At 63.2% G+C, this 18569-nt stretch carries 19 protein-coding genes; 8 read left to right on the top strand and 11 right to left on the bottom strand.

Features of this window, described 5'->3' with window-relative positions:
- Positions 1–62: 62 nt before the first annotated feature.
- From CBW24_RS12360 to CBW24_RS12390, 7 genes are all read right to left on the bottom strand, one after another.
- On the bottom strand, positions 63–413 hold the full coding sequence (locus tag CBW24_RS12360; RefSeq protein WP_088663639.1) for an H-type lectin domain-containing protein: 351 nt from the start codon (positions 411–413) through the stop codon (positions 63–65).
- A 138-nt stretch (positions 414–551) separates the two neighbouring features.
- Complete coding sequence (locus tag CBW24_RS12365) at positions 552–971, bottom strand: F0F1 ATP synthase subunit epsilon (RefSeq protein WP_088663638.1); 420 nt, start codon at positions 969–971, stop codon at positions 552–554.
- 9 nt (positions 972–980) lie between these two features.
- On the bottom strand, positions 981–2405 hold the full coding sequence (gene atpD / locus CBW24_RS12370; RefSeq protein ID WP_088663637.1) for a F0F1 ATP synthase subunit beta: 1425 nt from the start codon (positions 2403–2405) through the stop codon (positions 981–983).
- Between the two features lie 20 nt (positions 2406–2425).
- Complete coding sequence (locus CBW24_RS12375; protein ID WP_088663636.1) at positions 2426–3307, bottom strand: F0F1 ATP synthase subunit gamma; 882 nt, start codon at positions 3305–3307, stop codon at positions 2426–2428.
- A 25-nt stretch (positions 3308–3332) separates the two neighbouring features.
- Entirely contained in the window at positions 3333–4871 is a 1539-nt protein-coding gene (gene atpA / locus CBW24_RS12380) for a F0F1 ATP synthase subunit alpha (protein WP_088663635.1), read from the bottom strand.
- Entirely contained in the window at positions 4871–5431 is a 561-nt protein-coding gene (locus CBW24_RS12385; protein ID WP_097373770.1) for a F0F1 ATP synthase subunit delta, read from the bottom strand. The genes atpA and CBW24_RS12385 overlap by 1 nt, the downstream gene beginning before the upstream one ends.
- Before the next feature lie 431 nt (positions 5432–5862).
- Positions 5863–6609, bottom strand: a complete 747-nt coding sequence (locus CBW24_RS12390; protein WP_088663697.1) for a class I SAM-dependent methyltransferase — start codon at positions 6607–6609, stop codon at positions 5863–5865.
- A gap of 64 nt (positions 6610–6673) precedes the next feature.
- Between CBW24_RS12390 and gloB the strand changes: the two genes are divergently transcribed.
- From gloB to CBW24_RS12430, 8 genes are all read left to right on the top strand, one after another.
- A complete protein-coding gene (gene gloB, locus CBW24_RS12395) occupies positions 6674–7441 on the top strand; it encodes a hydroxyacylglutathione hydrolase (protein ID WP_097373771.1) in 768 nt (255 codons plus the stop codon).
- Positions 7442–7613: 172 nt separating this feature from the next.
- Positions 7614–9944: an ATP-dependent Clp protease ATP-binding subunit ClpA gene (gene clpA, locus CBW24_RS12400; RefSeq protein ID WP_097373772.1), complete on the top strand. Its 2331-nt coding sequence runs from the start codon at positions 7614–7616 to the stop codon at positions 9942–9944.
- A gap of 257 nt (positions 9945–10201) precedes the next feature.
- Positions 10202–11131 (top strand): carbohydrate kinase family protein, encoded by a 930-nt coding sequence (locus tag CBW24_RS12405; protein WP_097373773.1) that lies wholly within the window; start codon positions 10202–10204, stop codon positions 11129–11131.
- A 9-nt stretch (positions 11132–11140) separates the two neighbouring features.
- Positions 11141–11587 (top strand): D-aminoacyl-tRNA deacylase, encoded by a 447-nt coding sequence (gene dtd, locus CBW24_RS12410; protein ID WP_088663630.1) that lies wholly within the window; start codon positions 11141–11143, stop codon positions 11585–11587.
- 158 nt (positions 11588–11745) lie between these two features.
- Positions 11746–13173, top strand: a complete 1428-nt coding sequence (locus CBW24_RS12415) for a circularly permuted type 2 ATP-grasp protein (RefSeq protein WP_097373774.1) — start codon at positions 11746–11748, stop codon at positions 13171–13173.
- 4 nt (positions 13174–13177) lie between these two features.
- Positions 13178–14119 (top strand): alpha-E domain-containing protein, encoded by a 942-nt coding sequence (locus CBW24_RS12420; protein ID WP_097373775.1) that lies wholly within the window; start codon positions 13178–13180, stop codon positions 14117–14119.
- 2 nt (positions 14120–14121) lie between these two features.
- Positions 14122–14988, top strand: a complete 867-nt coding sequence (locus tag CBW24_RS12425) for a transglutaminase family protein (protein WP_097373776.1) — start codon at positions 14122–14124, stop codon at positions 14986–14988.
- 45 nt (positions 14989–15033) lie between these two features.
- Positions 15034–15771 carry a proteasome-type protease gene (locus tag CBW24_RS12430; protein WP_088663626.1) on the top strand — a complete coding sequence of 246 codons (738 nt, stop codon included), beginning with the start codon at positions 15034–15036 and terminating at the stop codon, positions 15769–15771.
- A 98-nt stretch (positions 15772–15869) separates the two neighbouring features.
- Here the strand turns inward: CBW24_RS12430 and CBW24_RS12435 are convergent, their stop codons facing one another.
- Genes CBW24_RS12435 through pcaC form a run of 4 tightly spaced genes read right to left on the bottom strand, consistent with a single transcriptional unit; the run spans position 15870 to position 18553 of the window.
- Positions 15870–16739, bottom strand: a complete 870-nt coding sequence (locus CBW24_RS12435; protein WP_097373777.1) for a 3-oxoadipate:acetyl-CoA acetyltransferase — start codon at positions 16737–16739, stop codon at positions 15870–15872.
- Between the two features lie 11 nt (positions 16740–16750).
- Positions 16751–17374: a protocatechuate 3,4-dioxygenase subunit alpha gene (pcaG, locus tag CBW24_RS12440; protein WP_097373778.1), complete on the bottom strand. Its 624-nt coding sequence runs from the start codon at positions 17372–17374 to the stop codon at positions 16751–16753.
- A 1-nt stretch (position 17375) separates the two neighbouring features.
- Complete coding sequence (gene pcaH / locus CBW24_RS12445; protein WP_097373779.1) at positions 17376–18137, bottom strand: protocatechuate 3,4-dioxygenase subunit beta; 762 nt, start codon at positions 18135–18137, stop codon at positions 17376–17378.
- Positions 18134–18553, bottom strand: coding sequence for a 4-carboxymuconolactone decarboxylase (pcaC, locus tag CBW24_RS12450; protein WP_088663622.1), 420 nt, complete (start codon positions 18551–18553; stop codon positions 18134–18136). The genes pcaH and pcaC overlap by 4 nt, the downstream gene beginning before the upstream one ends.
- Positions 18554–18569 lie beyond the last annotated feature (16 nt).

An 18569-nucleotide genomic window follows, 5' to 3' on the forward strand; every position in this document is an offset into this window, starting at 1 on the left:
CCCCCTGTTTGAGCACTGCTCCGGGGGGCGTGCCTTCAGCGCATAGGCGCCGGGGCTCCAGATCAATCTATATCCCAGTCGTCCGCATGGGCCAGTTCGCCCATCGCCATCCAGCTTGCCCGGATGCGGGCGACCTGCGTGTCGCCCCATGTGCGGAACACGATATTGAACCCGTCCGGGGTGATACCATCGGCGGTCAGGTCGCCGCGCTGATTGGATTGCTGATCGATGTCCCACATGCCCACGCTGACAAACACGGTCGGCGGCGCGCGGAAGGGTTCGGAAAACCGCACCGCGCGGCTGACCATACGCGGCCCCTTGCCAGACCACATCGGGCCGCCATCCTCGAAATGCGAGAACAGGATCACTGTCCCGTCCTCCACGCCGATCAGGTGATTTCGCAGCTTCATCATTCGTCTACAATTAACCTTTTCCAGCGCGCTGCACCTTAAAAACATGGATCAGGGGAGCAGAACACGAAAAAGCCCCGCCGGTTGTGGCGGGGCTGCTTCACTCTTGCTGCGCTGGGACCGGATCGGCCCCGGCAGGGATCAGAGGCTCGGCTGCTGCGGGTCGAGACCGATATGTTCGCCTGCTGCGACCATGTCGGACAGCAGCTTGGCGGTGACATCGGCGACGTCCGGATGCGCGTCCTGATGCGCCTTCTGCGCATCGGCAACGAGCGAGTCCATCATGTCCTTGGTCACTTCGTCGACGTGATGTGCCCGCTCGGCGAGCACAGTCGTGCCCTCGGCGGTGATCTCGGCGAAGCCGCCGGTGACGAGGTATTTCTCCGCGCCATCGGCCGTGTGGACGATCAGAACACCGGGCCGCAGGCTGGTGATGGTCGGCTCATGGTTCGCCATGGCCGTCATGTCACCTTCGGCAGCGGGGATCTGCACTTCGCGGGCCTGAACGGAGACCAGTCTCCGTTCAGGCGACACGAGGTCGAATTGCATGGTGTCGGCCATAATCGCTCCTTACGCCGCTTCCGAGGCCATACGCTCGGCTTTGGCGATCACTTCGTCGATGCCACCAACCATGTAGAAGGCGCTTTCGGGCAGATGATCGTATTCGCCGGCGACAACCGCCTTGAAGGAGCTGATCGTGTCTTCGAGCGGAACCTGCACACCGTCGGAGCCGGTGAACACTTTCGCCACGTCGAAGGGCTGCGACAGGAAGCGCTGAATCTTCCGGGCGCGGGCCACGGTCAGTTTGTCCTCTTCGGACAGTTCGTCCATGCCGAGAATGGCGATGATGTCCTGCAGCGATTTGTAACGCTGAAGGATACCCTGAACGTCACGAGCGACCTGGTAGTGCTCCTCACCCACGATGGACGGGTCCATCAGGCGCGAGGTGGAGTCGAGCGGGTCAACGGCCGGGTAGATGCCCAGCTCGGAGATCGCGCGGCTCAGGTTGGTGGTCGCGTCGAGGTGGGCGAAGGTCGTGGCCGGCGCAGGGTCGGTCAAGTCATCCGCAGGCACATACACAGCCTGGATCGACGTGATCGAGCCGTTCTTGGTCGAGGTGATCCGTTCCTGCATCGCGCCCATGTCGGTCGCCAGCGTCGGCTGGTAGCCCACAGCGGAGGGGATGCGGCCCAGCAGCGCCGAAACCTCGGAACCCGCCTGGGTAAAGCGGAAGATGTTGTCGACGAAGAACAGAACGTCGGTGCCGGACTGGTCGCGGAACTGCTCGGCCAGGGTTAGGCCAGTCAGTGCGACGCGCGCACGGGCCCCCGGCGGCTCGTTCATCTGACCGTAAACCAGAGCCACCTGGCTGTTGGACAGGTTTTCGGGATCGATCACGTTGGATTCGATCATCTCGTGGTAAAGGTCGTTGCCCTCACGAGTCCGCTCACCAACACCGGCGAACACGGAGTAGCCCGAGTGCACCTTAGCGATGTTGTTGATCAGTTCCATGATGAGAACCGTCTTGCCCACACCGGCACCGCCGAACAGGCCGATTTTACCGCCTTTGGCGTAGGGTGCCAGCAGGTCGATGACCTTGATGCCGGTGACGAGGATCTCGGATTCGGTCGCCTGCGAGGCGAAATCCGGGGACGGCTGGTGGATGGCACGGGTTTCGGTCTGATCGACCGGGCCACGCTCATCGACCGGCTCGCCGATCACGTTGAGGATCCGGCCCAGAGTCGCGTCGCCCACGGGAATGGTGATCGGCGCACCGGTATCGGCCACGGGCGCACCGCGCACCAGACCTTCGGTGGCGTCCATCGCGATGGCGCGCACGGTGTTCTCACCAAGGTGCTGCGCAACTTCGAGGACCAGTTTCTTGCCGTTGTTCTCGGTGGTCAGCGCGTTCAGAATCTCGGGCATGTGGCCGTCAAACTGGACGTCCACAACGGCGCCGATGACCTGAGTCACTTTGCCTTTTGCGTTTTCCATTAGGTTAAGTCTCCGGTTCCTCAGAGCGCCTCGGCGCCCGAAATAATCTCGATCAGTTCGTTGGTGATCACGGCCTGACGGGTGCGGTTATACTGGATCGACAGCTTGTCGATCATCTCACCCGCGTTGCGCGTCGCGTTATCCATCGCCGACATCCGGGCCCCCTGTTCGGAAGCGCCGTTCTCCAGCAGTGCGGAGAAAATCTGCGTTGCGACACCCAGCGGCAGAAGATCGGTCAGGATCTTCTCCTCGTCCGGCTCGTAATCATAGAGCGTGGACACACCTTCGGCGTCGCCTTCGGGCGCGTCGAAGCTGGCGGGAATGATCTGCTGCTCCGTCGGCGTCTGGCTGATGACCGACTGGAACGCGCTGTAATAGATCGTCGCCACGTCGAATTCACCCGCGTCGAAGCGTGCGAGAACGTCCTTGGCGATCGCCTGCGCGTTGGCATAGCCGACTTTCTTGACTTCGCTCATGTCGACATGGCCGACCATATATTCAGCGAAGTCACGCCGCAGCTGCTCGCGGCCCTTCTTGCCGACCGTGAGGATCTTTACCGTCTTGCCAGCGGCAAGCAGCTTCTGGATCCGCAGGCGAGCCAGACGGACGATGGACGAGTTGAACCCGCCGCACAGCCCGCGTTCCGCCGTCATCACCACCAGCAGGTGCGTGTCGTCCTGTCCGGTCCCGGCCAGAAGCCGGGGCGCGGTGTCGGAGCCTGCGACGGAGCCGGCAAGCGCCCCCATCACAGCATTCATGCGCTCTGCATAGGGGCGACCTGCTTCGGCAGCTTCCTGGGCGCGGCGGAGTTTAGCCGCCGCGACCATCTGCATGGCCTTCGTGATCTTGCGCGTCGACTTGACGCTCTCGATCCGGTTTTTGAGGTCCTTGAGACTGGGCATTCAGATGTCCTGTCGTTCAGCGCCCTCAGGCGAAGTCCTTGGAGAATTCGTCGAGCGCAGCGCGGATCTTTTCTTCAAGCTCGCCCTTAACCTTACGGTCATTCTCGGTGATGTCGTCCAGCAGCGCTTTGTGCTTGCCGCGCAGATGCGCCAGCAGGCCCGCTTCGAAACGGCCGACTTCCTTCACCGGAACCTTGTCCAGGTAACCCTGGGTGCCCGCGAAGATGACGCAGACGATTTCGGCGTTGGTCAGCGGCGAATACTGCGGCTGTTTCATCAGCTCGGTCAGACGCGCACCACGGTTCAGCAGGCGCTGGGTCGCGGCGTCGAGGTCGGAACCGAACTGAGCAAACGCGGCCATCTCACGATACTGCGCAAGCTCCAGCTTCACCGGACCGGCGACGGATTTCATCGCGTTGGTCTGGGCCGAGGAGCCGACGCGCGACACCGACAGACCGGTGTTCACAGCAGGACGGATGCCCTGATAGAACAGTTCGGTTTCGAGGAAGATCTGGCCGTCGGTGATCGAGATCACGTTGGTCGGAATAAAGGCCGACACGTCGCCGCCCTGCGTTTCGATGATCGGCAGTGCCGTCAGCGAGCCCGCGCCATGCTCTTCGTTCAGCTTCGCCGAACGCTCCAGCAGGCGGGAGTGCAGGTAGAACACGTCGCCGGGGTAGGCTTCGCGGCCGGGCGGGCGGCGCAGAAGCAGCGACATCTGGCGGTAAGCCACGGCCTGCTTGGACAGGTCATCGTAGATGATGAGAGCGTGCTTGCCGTTGTCGCGGAAATACTCGGCCATCGCGGTCGCGGTATAGGGCGCGAGATACTGCATCGGCGCCGGGTCGGACGCGGTCGCAGCGACGACGGTGGTGTATTCGATGGCGCCCGACTCTTCGAGCTTCTTCACCAGCTGCGCCACGGTGGAGCGCTTCTGGCCGATCGCGACGTAGACGCAGTAGAGCTTCTTGCTCTCGTCGTCACCGGCGGCGTCGTTGTAGCTTTTCTGGTTCAGAATGGTGTCGAGCGCGATCGCGGTCTTACCGGTCTGACGGTCGCCGATGATCAATTCGCGCTGGCCACGACCAACGGGGATCATGGCGTCCACCGATTTCAGGCCGGTGGCCATCGGCTCATGCACGGATTTACGCGGGATGATGCCCGGTGCTTTCACGTCGGCGACGGACCGCTGCGAGGTCTCGATCGCGCCTTTGCCGTCCAGCGGATTGCCCAGACCGTCGACAACGCGGCCCAGCATGGCCTCGCCCACCGGCACGTCCACGATGGAGTTCGTGCGCTTGACGATGTCGCCTTCTTTGATGTCCCGGTCGGAGCCGAAGATCACGACGCCGACATTGTCGACTTCGAGGTTCAGCGCCATGCCGCGGATCCCGCCGGGGAATTCGACCATCTCGCCGGCCTGGACCTGATCCAGACCGTGCACACGGGCGATACCATCGCCCACGGAGAGGACGCGACCGACTTCAGCAACTTCGGACTCTTGTCCGAAATTCTTGATCTGCTCCTTGAGAATTGCGGAGATTTCCGCCGCTTGGATAGCCATTACCCGACCTCTTTCATAGCATTCTGGAGGTTGGCGAGCTTGGTCTTGATCGACGTGTCGATCATGCGCGAGCCCACCTTGACAACGAGACCGCCGATGAGCCGTTCATCGACAGTGGAATTCAGTTTGATGTCCTTGCCGACGGTCTGCTTCAGCGTCGCGGCCAGTTCGGATTTCTGCGCGTCGCTCAGCGGTTTGGCGGAGATGACATCAGCGGTCACCTCGCCTTTTTCCTCGACGATGCGGGCCTGAAGCGCGGCGACGAATTGCGGCAGCACGAATGTGCGGCGCTTCTCGGCCAGCAGAACCAGGGTGTTGGTGGTCAGTTGCGACAAGCCAGCCTTATCGCCAAGGGCGCGCATGGTGCCAGCCATTTCTTCGCGGCGATGCAGCGGCGAAGCGATGGCGGCGCGCAGCTCCTCGCTGGCATCAAGAGCGTTCGACAGCGCGTCGGTGTCTTGCTCCAGCGTCGCCAGCGCGCTGTCCTCTTTCGAGAGATCAAACAGGGCCTGCGCATAACGCGCGGCGATGCTTGAGGAAATCGAAGCCGTTTCGGACACGTGCACCCTTCCGTTTTTCTTCCTGAGCCCGCGGCGGCCAGGAGGGCCGGTTTCGGGCAAGCCTTGGGGCGCGCCTGATGGGCACGGTCCCGAAATCGGCGACGGTGTAACAGACCCATCACGACCCCGCAACTCCTAGGGAATGGAGGCGGATTTACGGGAATTTCACATGGTTACAATCGCTTGCGGGAGAAATGCCCGCCTGCGACCGTTTGAAGCCGACTCTTTCCTGTGGAAATCTGAAGAAAGCGCTCCAAAAATACAACGGATCGGGCTGCGATGCGCGCCCGCGGACGCCTGATCGTAGGACAATCCAAGCCATGCGCAAGTGGATTGCCACAGTCGGGCGCGGGTGACTCGCACATCCGGCCCGCGATCACGGCCAGCGGCGCGGCCCCAGGTCGGTCAGCCCGCCCGGCCAGCCCGCCCGGTCAGATCGGCTTTGCTCCGGAGGCGGGCACCCCTTCGAGCGCTTCGAGCGACGAGCGCAGCGCATTGCGCGACACCCTGCCCCGCGGTGCGGGCACCTGTTTGCTCGCCTCGATCATCAACACGCCGCCGGCAAGGTAGCTGCTGACCTTCCGGCCCAGCCCCTCCCAGAAGCCAGACGTGCGCAGCCAGAACCGCCGGTTCGAGGGCGGCGAGAACAGCGCCGCGCGGTGCAGTTCCGGGGTGAAGCCGTGCCGCCGCAACTGTGTCTCCAGCTGGCTCAGCGAATAGGGACGGCCAAATCCGAACGGTGTCGCATCACTGCGCGACCACAGCCCGCGGCGGTTCGGCACGATGAACATGACCCGGCCCCCGGGCCCTAGCACGCGATAGATTTCGTCCAGCAGCGAGCCGCCGTAATCCGATGTCTCAAGCCCGTGCATGACGATCATCTTGTCGACCAGCCCGGTGGACAGAGGCAGCAGCGTTTCTTCGCACAGGACCGATACATTGGGCATGCGCGCAGGCCACGGCATCACACCCTGCTGCGCGGGCATCAGCGCGATCACCCGCCGCGCCTCTGCCAAATAGGGACGCAAAAGCGGGACCGCGAACCCGAACCCCGCCACCGTCTGCCCCTTGGCTTCGGGCCACAGGGCGGTCACCTGCGTGCGGATCGCACGCTGGGCAACCCGGCCCAGCTGGGTCCGGTAGTAGAAGTTTCTCAGGTCCAGCACGTCTAGGTGCATTGCGCCCACGCTCTCGATCGGCAAGTCTGCGACCCCGACCTTACCCAAGACGGAGAGAAAGACCATGCCTCTCGAACTCGTCACCATTCCCTGCCGCACCGACAACTATGCCTTTCTGATCCATGACAGCGTCACCGGCGACACCGCCGTGATCGATGTGCCGGACGCAGGGCCGATCGCCAGCGCACTTGATGCGCGCAACTGGCGGCTGACCGATATCCTCATCACGCATCACCATGACGACCACATTGACGGGGTGGACGAACTGCGCCGCGCCCATGACGCCCGCGTCTGGGGGGCAAAAGCCGACACGCACCGCCTGCCCCGTCTGGACGTCGCTTTGGAGGAAGGCGACACGGTGAACGTTGGCGCGGCCACAGGCACCGTGCTGGACGTGTCGGGCCACACGATGGGGCATCTCGCGTTCCATTTCCCGGACGACCAGCTTGTCTTTACCGCCGACAGCCTGATGGCCTTGGGCTGTGGTCGCCTGTTCGAAGGCACGCCAGAGGTCATGTGGCAATCGCTGTCCAAGCTCGCGGCTCTGCCCGCCGACACCACCGTATGTTCGGGCCACGAATATACCGAAGCGAACGCCCGCTTCGCCCTGACCATTGAACCAGAGAATTCCGAGCTTATATCACGGGCCGAAGACATTCGCAGCAAACGGGCCTCCGGTCAGCCGACCGTGCCCTCCCTCCTGTCCACCGAAATCGCGACCAACCCGTTCCTGCGGGCAGGCTTGCCTGCGGTGAAAACAGCGTTGGGCATGAACACCGCCACGGACGAGGCCGTCTTCGCCGAAATCCGCAGCCGCAAGGACAGGTTCTAGGTCTGCGCGTCTCTCCGATCACATTTTCAGCAACTCCGGGCGTTTTTCGGGGCTTTCGCGCAGAAAAGGCTTGAACGGAACGGTTCGCGAACCAAACCTTAATACTATGAGGCCACGGTCGAAGTCGGGTGCCTCCCGCCCTCTCCGACCCCACAGGAAAGGAGCACATCGCGTGCCATCGTTTTCGAACACCCTCGAAAAGGCCATCCATGCCGCGCTTGCGCTGGCCAACTCGCGCCGTCATGAACTCGCCACGCTGGAGCATTTGCTGCTCGCGCTGACCGAGGAGCCTGAAGCCGCCAAGGTGATGAAGGCCTGCTCCGTCGATCTCGACGAACTGCGCCGCACCCTCGACGAGTTCATCGAGGAAGAACTCTCGACCCTCGTGACCGAGATCGAGGGCTCCGAGGCCGTGCCAACCGCCGCGTTCCAGCGCGTCATTCAGCGCGCCGCGATCCATGTCCAGTCTTCGGGCCGGACGGAGGTGACGGGCGCCAACGTGCTGGTCGCGATCTTTGCCGAGCGTGAGAGCAATGCGGCCTATTTCCTGCAGGAGCAGGAGATGACCCGCTACGACGCCGTCAACTACATCGCGCATGGCGTGGCCAAAGATCCGTCCTTTGGCGAAAGCCGCCCCGTGTCCGGCGCGCCCGAGGATGAGGACGCCGCGTCTGAAACCGCCACCGCCGAGGAAAGCGATGGCAAGGAATCCGCGCTGGGGAAATATTGCGTCGATCTGAACGCGAAATCGCGCAAGGGCGACGTCGATCCGCTGATCGGCCGCGAATCCGAGGTGGAGCGCTGCATTCAGGTGCTGTGCCGCCGCCGTAAGAACAACCCGCTTCTCGTGGGCGATCCCGGCGTGGGGAAAACCGCCATCGCCGAAGGTCTGGCACGCAAAATCGTCTCGGGCGAAACGCCCGAGGTGCTGAGTAATGCCACGATCTATTCGCTGGACATGGGCGCGCTGCTGGCGGGCACCCGGTATCGTGGTGACTTCGAGGAACGGCTGAAGGCGGTCGTGACCGAGCTTGAGGACCACCCCGACGCGATCCTGTTCATCGACGAGATCCACACCGTGATCGGTGCGGGAGCGACCTCCGGCGGGGCGATGGATGCCTCTAACCTGCTGAAACCTGCGTTGCAGGGCGGCAAACTGCGGTGCATGGGCTCCACCACCTATAAGGAGTTCCGCCAGCATTTCGAGAAGGACCGCGCGCTGAGCCGCCGGTTCCAGAAGATCGACGTGAACGAACCCTCCGTCGAGGATAGCGTCAAGATTCTGAAAGGGCTGAAGCCCTATTTCGAACGGCATCACGACATCAAATACACTGCCGACGCGATCAAAACGGCGGTGGAACTGTCGTCGCGCTATATCAACGATCGCAAGCTGCCCGATAAGGCCATCGACGTCATCGATGAGGCCGGCGCCGCGCAGCACCTGATCGCTGAAAGCCGTCGCCGCAAGACCATCGGCACCAAGGAGATCGAAGCCGTGGTGGCCAAGATCGCCCGCATCCCGCCGAAAAACGTGTCGAAGGACGATGCTGAACTGCTGCGCGATCTGGAGGGCACGCTGAAACGTGTGGTCTTTGGTCAGGATACGGCAATCACGGCGCTGGCCTCCGCGATCAAACTGGCGCGGGCCGGTCTGCGGGAGCCAGAAAAGCCGATCGGGAACTACCTGTTCGCGGGCCCGACCGGCGTGGGCAAAACGGAGGTGGCGAAACAGCTCGCCGATAGCCTCGGGGTGGAGATGCTCCGCTTTGACATGTCGGAATACATGGAGAAACACGCCGTCAGCCGTCTGATCGGCGCGCCTCCGGGCTATGTCGGCTTCGATCAGGGCGGCATGCTGACCGATGGCGTGGATCAGCACCCGCATTGCGTGCTGCTTCTGGACGAAATCGAGAAGGCCCATCCGGATGTCTACAACATCCTGTTGCAGGTCATGGATCACGGCAAACTGACCGACCATAACGGTCGCGAGGTAGATTTCCGCAATGTGATCCTGATCATGACCTCCAACGCGGGTGCGGCAGAACAGGCGAAAGCTGCGATCGGCTTTGGACGCGACCGGCGCGAGGGCGAGGATACCGCCGCGATCGAGCGCACCTTCACGCCCGAGTTCCGCAACCGCCTGGACGCCGTGATCTCCTTCGCGCCCTTGGGCCGTGACGTGATCCTGCAGGTGGTCGAGAAGTTCGTGCTGCAACTCGAAGCGCAGCTGCTGGACCGTAACGTGACGATTGAACTGACGAAGCCTGCCGCCGAATGGCTGGCCGAGCGGGGCTATGATGACAAAATGGGGGCGCGTCCGCTGGGCCGCGTCATTCAGGAAAACATCAAGAAACCGCTGGCGGAAGAGCTGCTCTTTGGCAAGCTGGTCAAGGGCGGCATCGTCAAGGTCGGCGTCAAGGACGGCGCGATCCACCTGATCGTGGAGGAGCCGCAGGCCCGGCGCCTGTCCTCCAAGAAGCCGCCTCTGCTGACGGCAGAATGATCCTCTGCGCCCCGCGAAACTTGCCACGCGGGGCGTGGACCGCCGCGCATCGCGCTGACGCATTATGGAAAGGAGCGGGCATCATGCCTGCTCCTTTTGCGTTTCAGGGCCATGGCTGTTTGGCCCTGCGCGCCCCGACAAGCGCCGCGGGTTTTGAGCCGCGGGTTTTAACCGGGCGCTGTTAGCGCCAACATCCAGCCTTGAGCGGGTGCCGGGCCTCTGGTAGATCCGCCGCAGACGCAATTGGGAGAGCCGAGATGATCATCTGCGCGGGCGAAGCCCTGATCGATATGCTGCCACGGCGCAGCGCCGATGGCGAAAGCTGCTTTGCCCCTATCCCCGGCGGCGCAGTATTCAATACCGCCATCGCGCTGGGACGGCTGGATGTGCCCGTGGGACTTGCCACCGGGATCAGCACCGATCTGATGGGGCAACGGCTGATCGAAGCGCTGGAAACCAGCCATGTCGATCACACCCCGGCCCATCGCAGCGACCGCCCGACGACCTTGGCCTTTGTCGAACTGTCCAATGGTCAGGCCAGCTACGCCTTTTATGATGAGGGCACGGCGGGGCGGATGCTGTCCCCTGATGATCTGCCCGCCGATCTGGGCGATGCCGAAGCGCTGTTCATTGGCGGGATCTCTCTCGTGTCCGAACCCTGCGCTAGCGCCTATGAGGCGCTCGCCACCCGCGAGGCCGGCAACCGCGTGCTGATGATCGATCCCAATATCCGCCCCGGTTTCATCACCGACAGCGACGCCTATCGCGCGCGCATCGACCGGCTGATCGGCTTGGCCGATATCGTGAAACTGTCCGATGAGGATCTGCGCTGGCTTTATGGCGCCGAAGCGCCGCTCGACACGCTTGCACGGCAAATCCTCGATATGGGGCCGAAGCTTTTCTGCCTGACCGAAGGCGCCGATGGCGTGACCGGCTACACGGCGGCTGGCGCCTTCCGCGTGGCCGCCGAAAAAGCTGAGGTCGTCGATACGGTTGGTGCGGGCGACACATTCAATGCAGGCCTGCTTGCCGGGTTGTTCCGGGCGGGCAAGCTGGACAAGGACGGGATCGCCGCGCTGGACGAGGCCGCGCTGCGCGACGCCATCGGCCTTGGCGTTCGCGCTGCCGCCGTGACGGTCGCCCGTGCCGGGGCGAACCCGCCCACCGCTTCTGATCTGGGTCTGTAAGGCGCAGCTATGCGGTTGCTGGTTCAGCGCGTCACCGAAGCCTCGGTCACCGTAGACGGCGCGCGTATCGCAGAGATCGGCGCCGGGCTGCTGGTGCTGGTTTGCGCCATGCAGGGCGACACCCCCGCCACCGGGCAAGCGCTTGCGGCAAAGCTGGCAAAGCTGCGGATCTTTGCGGATGACACGGGCCGGATGAATCGCAGCCTGCGCGATACGGGCGGTGCGGCGCTGGTCGTGAGCCAGTTCACTCTGGCCGCCGACACCCGGCGCGGCAATCGCCCCGGTTTCAGCAGCGCCGCTCCCCCTGACGCGGGCCGTGCGCTTTACGAAGATTTCGCGCAGGCGCTGGCGGATCAGGGCATCCCCGTGCAGACCGGGCGCTTTGGGGCCGATATGGCTGTGGCGCTGGTCAATGACGGGCCGGTCACCATCTGGATCGACAGCGACAGCGCCTGATCCCCACGCACACACCGCTTGGTCGCTCTAGGGCGCAGCGGCGACCCCAAAACACGTCAAGGTTGCGCCAATCGAGAAGCGCTTAAACTCTCAGCATATGATGCTTTCCCGACATCTGCCGACTTGCGCCGCCTTATCCGCGAGTTACTGTCTAAGATATGACAGAAACACCGCGCTTCTTTGACGAACTGAGCGACCCGGCCGGCGCACCCCGCCCGCCCTATCGGCAGTTCGATGAGTGGTTCCAGGCCGAGGATATCCGCCGCCTGCGCCAGAAATCCGTCGATGCGGAAACGTTCTTCCGCCGAACCGGGATCACGTTCAACGTCTATGGCGCGAAGGAGGCCGACGAGCGGCTGATCCCCTTCGACATTGTGCCGCGCATCATTTCCGCGCGCGAATGGGCCAAGCTGACCCGCGGGATCGAGCAACGTGTGCGGGCGATCAACGCGTTTCTGCACGACATCTACCACCGGCAGGAGATTTTGCGCGCCGGGCGGGTGCCGTGGCAGCTGATCGCCAATAACGAAGCATTCCTGCCCAAGATGATCGGCGTCACCCCGCCCGGCGGCGTCTACACCCATATCGTCGGCACCGACCTGGTCCGCACCGGCGAAGACGATTTTTTCGTGCTCGAAGACAACGCGCGCACGCCCTCCGGCGTCTCCTACATGCTGGAGAACCGCGAGACGATGTTGCAGATGTTCCCCGAACTCTTCAGCCGGAATCGCGTTCGGCAGGTGTCTGACTATCCCACGCGCCTGCGCCGCTCGCTCGCCGCCTGCGCGCCCCCCGCCAGTTCGGGTAAGCCTGTGGTCGCGGTGCTGACGCCCGGCATCCACAACTCCGCCTATTTCGAGCATTCGTTCCTTGCCGATAACATGGGTGCCGAACTGGTCGAAGGCCATGATCTGCGGGTTGTCGACGGGCGCATCGCGATGCGCACCACGCGCGGCTTCCAGCCTATTGACGTGATCTACCGCCGCATCGACGACGATTATCTCGACCCGCTCAGCTTCAACCCCGACAGCCTGCTGGGCGTGCCCGGTGTGATGGATGTCTATCGCGCGGGCGGCATCACCATCGCCAACGCCCCCGGCACCGGCATCTCCGATGACAAGGCGATCTATAGCTACATGCCGGACATCGTGGAATTCTATACCGGCGAAAAGGCGATCCTGAAAAACGTGCCGACATGGCGCTGCTCGGACCCTGAGAGCCTAAAATATGTGCTCGATAACCTCGCCGAACTGGTGGTGAAGGAAGTGCACGGCTCCGGCGGCTACGGCATGCTGGTCGGTCCCGCCGCCTCCAAGAAGGAGATCGAGGCTTTCCGCGCCAAGCTCGAAGCGCGCCCGGCCAATTACATCGCCCAGCCGACGCTGGCGCTGTCGACCGTGCCGATCCTGACCAAGGCCGGGCTGGCTCCGCGCCATGTAGATCTGCGGCCCTTCGTTCTGGTCAGCCCCGACCGCATCGACATCACCCCCGGCGGCCTGACGCGCGTGGCGCTGAAGGAAGGCTCGCTGGTCGTGAATTCGTCGCAGGGCGGCGGCACCAAAGACACTTGGGTTCTGGAGGAGTAACCACATGCTCGGCAAAACCGCCGGCGGACTCTTCTGGATGTTCCGCTATCTCGAACGCTCGGAAAACACCGCCCGCCTGATCGAGGCCGGTTTCCGCATTGGCCTGACCCGTCCCGACAGCGCCCATGACGAATGGGCCTCGGTGCTGGAAACCGCCGGTGTGCGGCAACTTTATCTGCAGCATCACGACAGCTACGACGAGGCGCAGGTCATCAACTTTCTCCTGCGCGAGAAGGCCAACCCCTCTAACGTGCTCAGCGTCATCGAACTGGCGCGGAACAACGCGCGGCTGGTGCGCACCGCGCTGTCGCGCGAGGTGTGGGAAGCAACCAACGAATGCTGGATGCAACTGCGCGACACCCTGTCCCGCCCGGTCAAGACCCGCGACCTGCCCGAGGTTCTAGGTCTGATCCGTCAGCAAAGCGGGCTGGTGCGGGGCGCGTTGCACGGCACCATGCTGCGTAATGACATCTACAATTTCGCCCGTATCGGCACGTTTCTGGAACGCGCCGACAGCACCGCGCGTATTCTGGACGTCAAATATTACGTCCTGTTGCCCGCCATGACACCGGTGGGGTCCAGCCTCGACAATGTGCAGTGGGAAAACATCCTGCGTTCGGTCGGCGGGGCGCGATCCTATCGCTGGCTCAATGGGTCTGACATCACGCCCATGGGCATTGCGGAGTTTCTGATCCTTGACGGGCGCATGCCCCGCTCGATCGCCTTTTGCATCGGCAAGATCATGTCCAACCTCGGCTATCTGGAAAAGGAATACGGCGACCGCCACCCTTGCCACCAGCAGGCCGAAGCCATGCTCGGCCAATTGGCCAATACCTCAATCGAAGGCATCTTCGAGCGGGGCCTGCACGAATTCATTCTGGATTTCCTCAGTGCGCTGGCCAGCCTCGGTGCGGAGATCGAACAGAACTATCGGTTCACGGAGTAACGATGCGCCTCAGGATCACACACCGGACCACCTACAGCTACGACGCCCCCGTGACCTATGGGCTGCAACAGCTGCGCCTCACCCCCAAAAGCCGCGATGGCCAGTCCGTTCTGACATGGAATATCGCGGTCGAGGGCGGCACCCAGCAACTGACGTTCGAGGATCAGCACGCCAACAACGTGACGCTGATCGGCTTTGACGGCGAGTCAGACAGCATCGTCATCACCAGTTCCGGCGAAGTGGAAACAAGCGACCGGTCCGGCGTGGTCGGTCGTCACGCGGGCTATGCGCCGCTTTGGTATTTCCGCTGCGCCACCGCCCTGACCCAAGGCGGCAACGGCGTGCGCGGTCTGGCCAAGGGGCTGAACGCCGACGTGCCCGACCCGATCGCGCGGATGCATGCGCTCTCGGCGCGGATCGCGGAAGCGGTAACCTACACCACCGGTCGCACCGACGCGCGCACAACCGCCGAACAGGCCATCGCGGGGCGAGAAGGGGTCTGTCAGGACCACGCGCATATCTTTATCTCCGCCGCGCGGATGATGGGGTTCCCGGCGCGCTATGTGTCTGGGTATCTGAAGCTCGATGCCGATCTGGAAACGTCGCAGGATGCAGCCCATGGCTGGGCGGAGGCGCATATCGACGGGATCGGTTGGATCGGATTTGACGTGTCGAACCAGATTTCCCCCGATGAACGCTATGTCAGGGTGGCGACGGGGCTGGACTACACCGAAGCCGCTCCGATACACGGAATGCGCTACGGGGACACGGCGGGCGAGTCGCTGTCGGTGGACATCGAAGTTCATCAGGACCAGTACCAACAGCAGAGCCAAGGCTCCGGCGGACAGGTGCAGGAACAGCAGCAGTAGACATCCCGCCCGGCACCTCTCCCACTTCTGACCGAGGCCGCGACCGTGACCTATTGCGTAGGCTTGAAGACCGATCATGGGCTGGTGTTCATGTCCGACACCCGCACCAACGCGGGCGTCGACAACATCTCGACCTTTCGCAAAATGACCAGCTGGCAGGTGCCGGGCGAGCGTATGATCACGCTGATGACCGCTGGCAACCTCGCCACCACGCAGGCTGTGATCTCGCTGCTAGAGGAACGCACGAAGGCCGAGGTGGATCGCAGCCCGTCGATCCTTGAGCAGCCGTCGATGTTTCAGGTTGCGCGGCTCGTCGGCGACACGCTGAAAGAAGTGATTGCAGGCCATGCGCAAAGCGGTCAGGTCGCCGACAGTGCCTTCCATGCCACCATCCTCGTCGGCGGACAGATCGCACCGGGCCCGCCGCGCCTGTTCCTCGTCTATCCCGAAGGCAATTTCATCGAAGCAAGCGGCGACACCCCGTTTTTCCAGATCGGCGAAACGAAGTATGGCCGCCCCATCCTTGTGCGGGCTTACGATCCGGGCATGGGGTTTGAAGAGGCGATCAAGCTTTTGCTGGTCAGCTTCGATTCGACGATCAAGGCCAATCTTTCGGTGGGGCTGCCACTGGATTTCGCGACCTATCGCACCGACAGTTTCCAACTGGGCCGCGAAGGACGGATCAGCGCCGACGATCCCTATTTCCGCGCGATCTCGGACGGTTGGGGCGACGCGCTGAAGGCTGCGCTCGACGGGCTGCCGGATTTCAGTTTTGAAGATTGAATGATTTGGGGCGGCGCCTGATCGGCACCGCCCCTGTTTGGCTCTGCCCTGAATACTTCCGACACAGCGCCCGCGATCAGAGCGGACTTAACCCGGGCTTAGACGGGGCGCAGGCCGAGGATCCGACGCGCCTCAGCCGGTGTGGCGACAGGCCGGTCGTATTTCGCGCAAAGCTCCGCCGCCCGCGCAATCAGCGCCGCGTTCGATGGCGCCAGCCGGTCCCGATCCAGCCGGACGTTATCTTCCAGCCCGGCACGGGTATGCCCGCCCTTCGCGATGGCCCACTCATTGATGCGAAGCTGCTGTGCGCCAATCCCGGCGGCACACCACTCCGCATCCGGGGCGCGGGTCGCCATGACATGCGCGTAGAAGTCGAACACCTCTTCGTCGGCGGGCATGGCATTCTTCACGCCCATGACGAATTGCACATAGAGCTTGCCGGGCAGCGTGCCCGCCTTATGCAACGCAATTGCCTGCAGGATATGCCCCAGATCAAAGGCCTCGACCTCCGGCGTGACGCCATAGCGGGTCATCTCGCTCGCCAGCCACTCCACCAGATCGGGCGGGTTTTCATAGACGCGGGTGGGAAAGTTGTTTGACCCCACCGACAGCGACGCCATGTCAGGCCGGTGCAAAAGCATCCCGCCCCGCGTTTTGCCTGCGCCCGAACGCCCCCCGGTCGAAAACTGCACGATGACACCGGGACAGTGCTTTTCCAGCCCCTCCTTCAGCGCGAGAAACTTATCAGGGTCCGAAGACGGGGTTTCATCGTCGTTGCGCACATGGGCGTGGATGATCGTCGCGCCTGCCTCGAACGCGGCATGGCTGCTTTCGATCTGCTCGCTCACCGTGATCGGCACCGCCGGGTTATTGGCCTTCGTCGGCAGCGATCCGGTGATGGCGCAGCACAGAATGCAGGGCTTGCCTGCGACCTGTGCTGCGGCGCCTTTAGGGGTGGTATCGGACATGGAACCTCGGCTCAGATATCAAAAAAGACGGTCTCGCGGTCGCCCTGCAAATGGATGTCAAAGCGATAGCCCCCGTCGATCTTGCCGGCGATGAGCGTCGGCACCCGATTGCGATGCTCGATCCGGGCCAGCAGCGGATCGGCGGCGTTGGCCTCGGCCTCATCCTCGAAATAGATCCGGGTGTGCAGACCCAGATTGATCCCCCGCGCCACGATCCAGACCGAAATATGCGGGGCCTGCATCCGCCCGTCGGGCCACGGCACCGCGCCGGGCTTCACCGTGTCGAAGCGGAATGTGCCGGTCTCGCCATCGGTGGGCTGGCGCCCCCAGCCCGTGAAATGCGGATCGGCCTCGCCGCGCGTTTCCGACGGGCTGTTGTGAAGCCCTGCCGCATCGGCCTGCCAGATTTCCAGCATCGCATCGCGGATCGGCGTGCCGGTGCCGTCAAACACCTGACCTTCGATGCGAATGCGCGTGCCCTGCGCATCGCCGGTGATCATCTCCTGCCCCGGATCGGGATATAGGCCCTCGATGCCCGCGAATGTGGGCACGCAGCCGATATGGACATAGGGACCGGCGGTCTGCGACGGGCTTTCCTTCAGGTAGGTCAGCGCCTGATAATTTGCGTGGCTCATCTCAATTCCCCTCCAGCCGGTTTTCAAACAGGGTGGACCGCCGCCCGCGCAACACGATGTTGAACTGATAGGCGCGCGCGTCCATCGGGATCGTCGCATTCATGTCGAGCCGCGCCACCAGCCGGTCGATGGCCTCGGGATCGGGGATGGTTTTGACGATGGGACAGAGCGCGATATGCGGATCGCCCTCGAAATACATCTGAGTGACAAGCCGCTGCGCAAACCCCTGTCCAAAGACCGAAAAATGGATATGCGCGGGGCGCCAGTCGTTGACGCCATTGGGCCACGGATAGGGGCCGGGCTTCACTGTGCGGAAGTGATAAAAGCCGTTTTCGTCGCTGATCGCCCGACCGCAGCCGCCGAAATTGGGATCGAGCGGCGCCAGATAGGCGTCTTTCTTATGACGGTAACGCCCGCCCGCATTGGCCTGCCAAAACTCGACCAGCACGCCCGGCACGGGACGGCCACGTTCATCCAGAACCCGACCATGCACGATGATCCGCTCGCCGATCGCGCTTTCGCCGGGCTGGGCGAAATTCAGGATCAGGTCATTGTCGAGTTCGCCGAGCATGTCATGCCCGAACACGGGGCCGGTGGTTTCCGACATCGAATTGTCGAACGAAATGCGCGCCTTCTGCGGCGAACGCAGGATCGATGTCTTATATCCCGGCGTCAGCGCAGGCGGGTGCCAGTCCAGATCGCGGGCAAAGAACGCGCCCGTTTCCGGCGCGCCTTGGGTTGCGGGTTTTGCGGTATCGCTCATTTCTGCTCCTCCGATGATCCGGCCGGGGCGGAGGCTGCGGCGTCCATCTCGGCAAAGGTCTGCTTGGCGATTTTGAAAGCGTGATTTGCGGCAGGCACCCCGGCATAAATCCCCACATGCAGGATCGTTTCGCGGATGTCCTCGCGGGTGGCGCCGGTATTGGCGGTGGCGCGGATATGCATCGCGACCTCCTCCCAATGGCCCAAGCCCATCAGTAGCGCCAGCGTGACGATCGAGCGGTCGCGCTTTGACCAGTCGGGGCGCGACCACACATGCCCCCACGCCGCTTCGGTGATCAGGTTCTGAAACGGCGCGTCAAAGTCCGTCTTCGCAGCCTCGGCCCGGTCGACATGGGCCGCCCCCAGAACGCTACGGCGCGTCGCCATCCCCTGCTCATGCCGTGTGCTGTCGCTCATCGCTGGTCTCCCGTCC

Source organism: Pacificitalea manganoxidans (assembly GCF_002504165.1).
Classification (GTDB): domain Bacteria; phylum Pseudomonadota; class Alphaproteobacteria; order Rhodobacterales; family Rhodobacteraceae; genus Pacificitalea; species Pacificitalea manganoxidans.

Bases quoted from the DNA above. Each gene is read 5' to 3' on its own strand.
- CBW24_RS12360 (WP_088663639.1), bottom strand. From the start codon at position 413: ATGATGAAGCTGCGAAATCACCTGATCGGCGTGGAGGACGGGACAGTG.
- CBW24_RS12365 (WP_088663638.1), bottom strand. From the start codon at position 971: ATGGCCGACACCATGCAATTCGACCTCGTGTCGCCTGAACGGAGACTG.
- atpD (WP_088663637.1), bottom strand. From the start codon at position 2,405: ATGGAAAACGCAAAAGGCAAAGTGACTCAGGTCATCGGCGCCGTTGTG.
- CBW24_RS12375 (WP_088663636.1), bottom strand. From the start codon at position 3,307: ATGCCCAGTCTCAAGGACCTCAAAAACCGGATCGAGAGCGTCAAGTCG.
- atpA (WP_088663635.1), bottom strand. From the start codon at position 4,871: ATGGCTATCCAAGCGGCGGAAATCTCCGCAATTCTCAAGGAGCAGATC.
- CBW24_RS12390 (WP_088663697.1), bottom strand. From the start codon at position 6,609: ATGCACCTAGACGTGCTGGACCTGAGAAACTTCTACTACCGGACCCAG.
- gloB (WP_097373771.1), top strand. From the start codon at position 6,674: ATGCCTCTCGAACTCGTCACCATTCCCTGCCGCACCGACAACTATGCC.
- CBW24_RS12405 (WP_097373773.1), top strand. From the start codon at position 10,202: ATGATCATCTGCGCGGGCGAAGCCCTGATCGATATGCTGCCACGGCGC.
- dtd (WP_088663630.1), top strand. From the start codon at position 11,141: ATGCGGTTGCTGGTTCAGCGCGTCACCGAAGCCTCGGTCACCGTAGAC.
- CBW24_RS12415 (WP_097373774.1), top strand. From the start codon at position 11,746: ATGACAGAAACACCGCGCTTCTTTGACGAACTGAGCGACCCGGCCGGC.
- CBW24_RS12420 (WP_097373775.1), top strand. From the start codon at position 13,178: ATGCTCGGCAAAACCGCCGGCGGACTCTTCTGGATGTTCCGCTATCTC.
- CBW24_RS12425 (WP_097373776.1), top strand. From the start codon at position 14,122: ATGCGCCTCAGGATCACACACCGGACCACCTACAGCTACGACGCCCCC.
- CBW24_RS12435 (WP_097373777.1), bottom strand. From the start codon at position 16,739: ATGTCCGATACCACCCCTAAAGGCGCCGCAGCACAGGTCGCAGGCAAG.
- pcaG (WP_097373778.1), bottom strand. From the start codon at position 17,374: ATGAGCCACGCAAATTATCAGGCGCTGACCTACCTGAAGGAAAGCCCG.
- pcaH (WP_097373779.1), bottom strand. From the start codon at position 18,137: ATGAGCGATACCGCAAAACCCGCAACCCAAGGCGCGCCGGAAACGGGC.
- pcaC (WP_088663622.1), bottom strand. From the start codon at position 18,553: ATGAGCGACAGCACACGGCATGAGCAGGGGATGGCGACGCGCCGTAGC.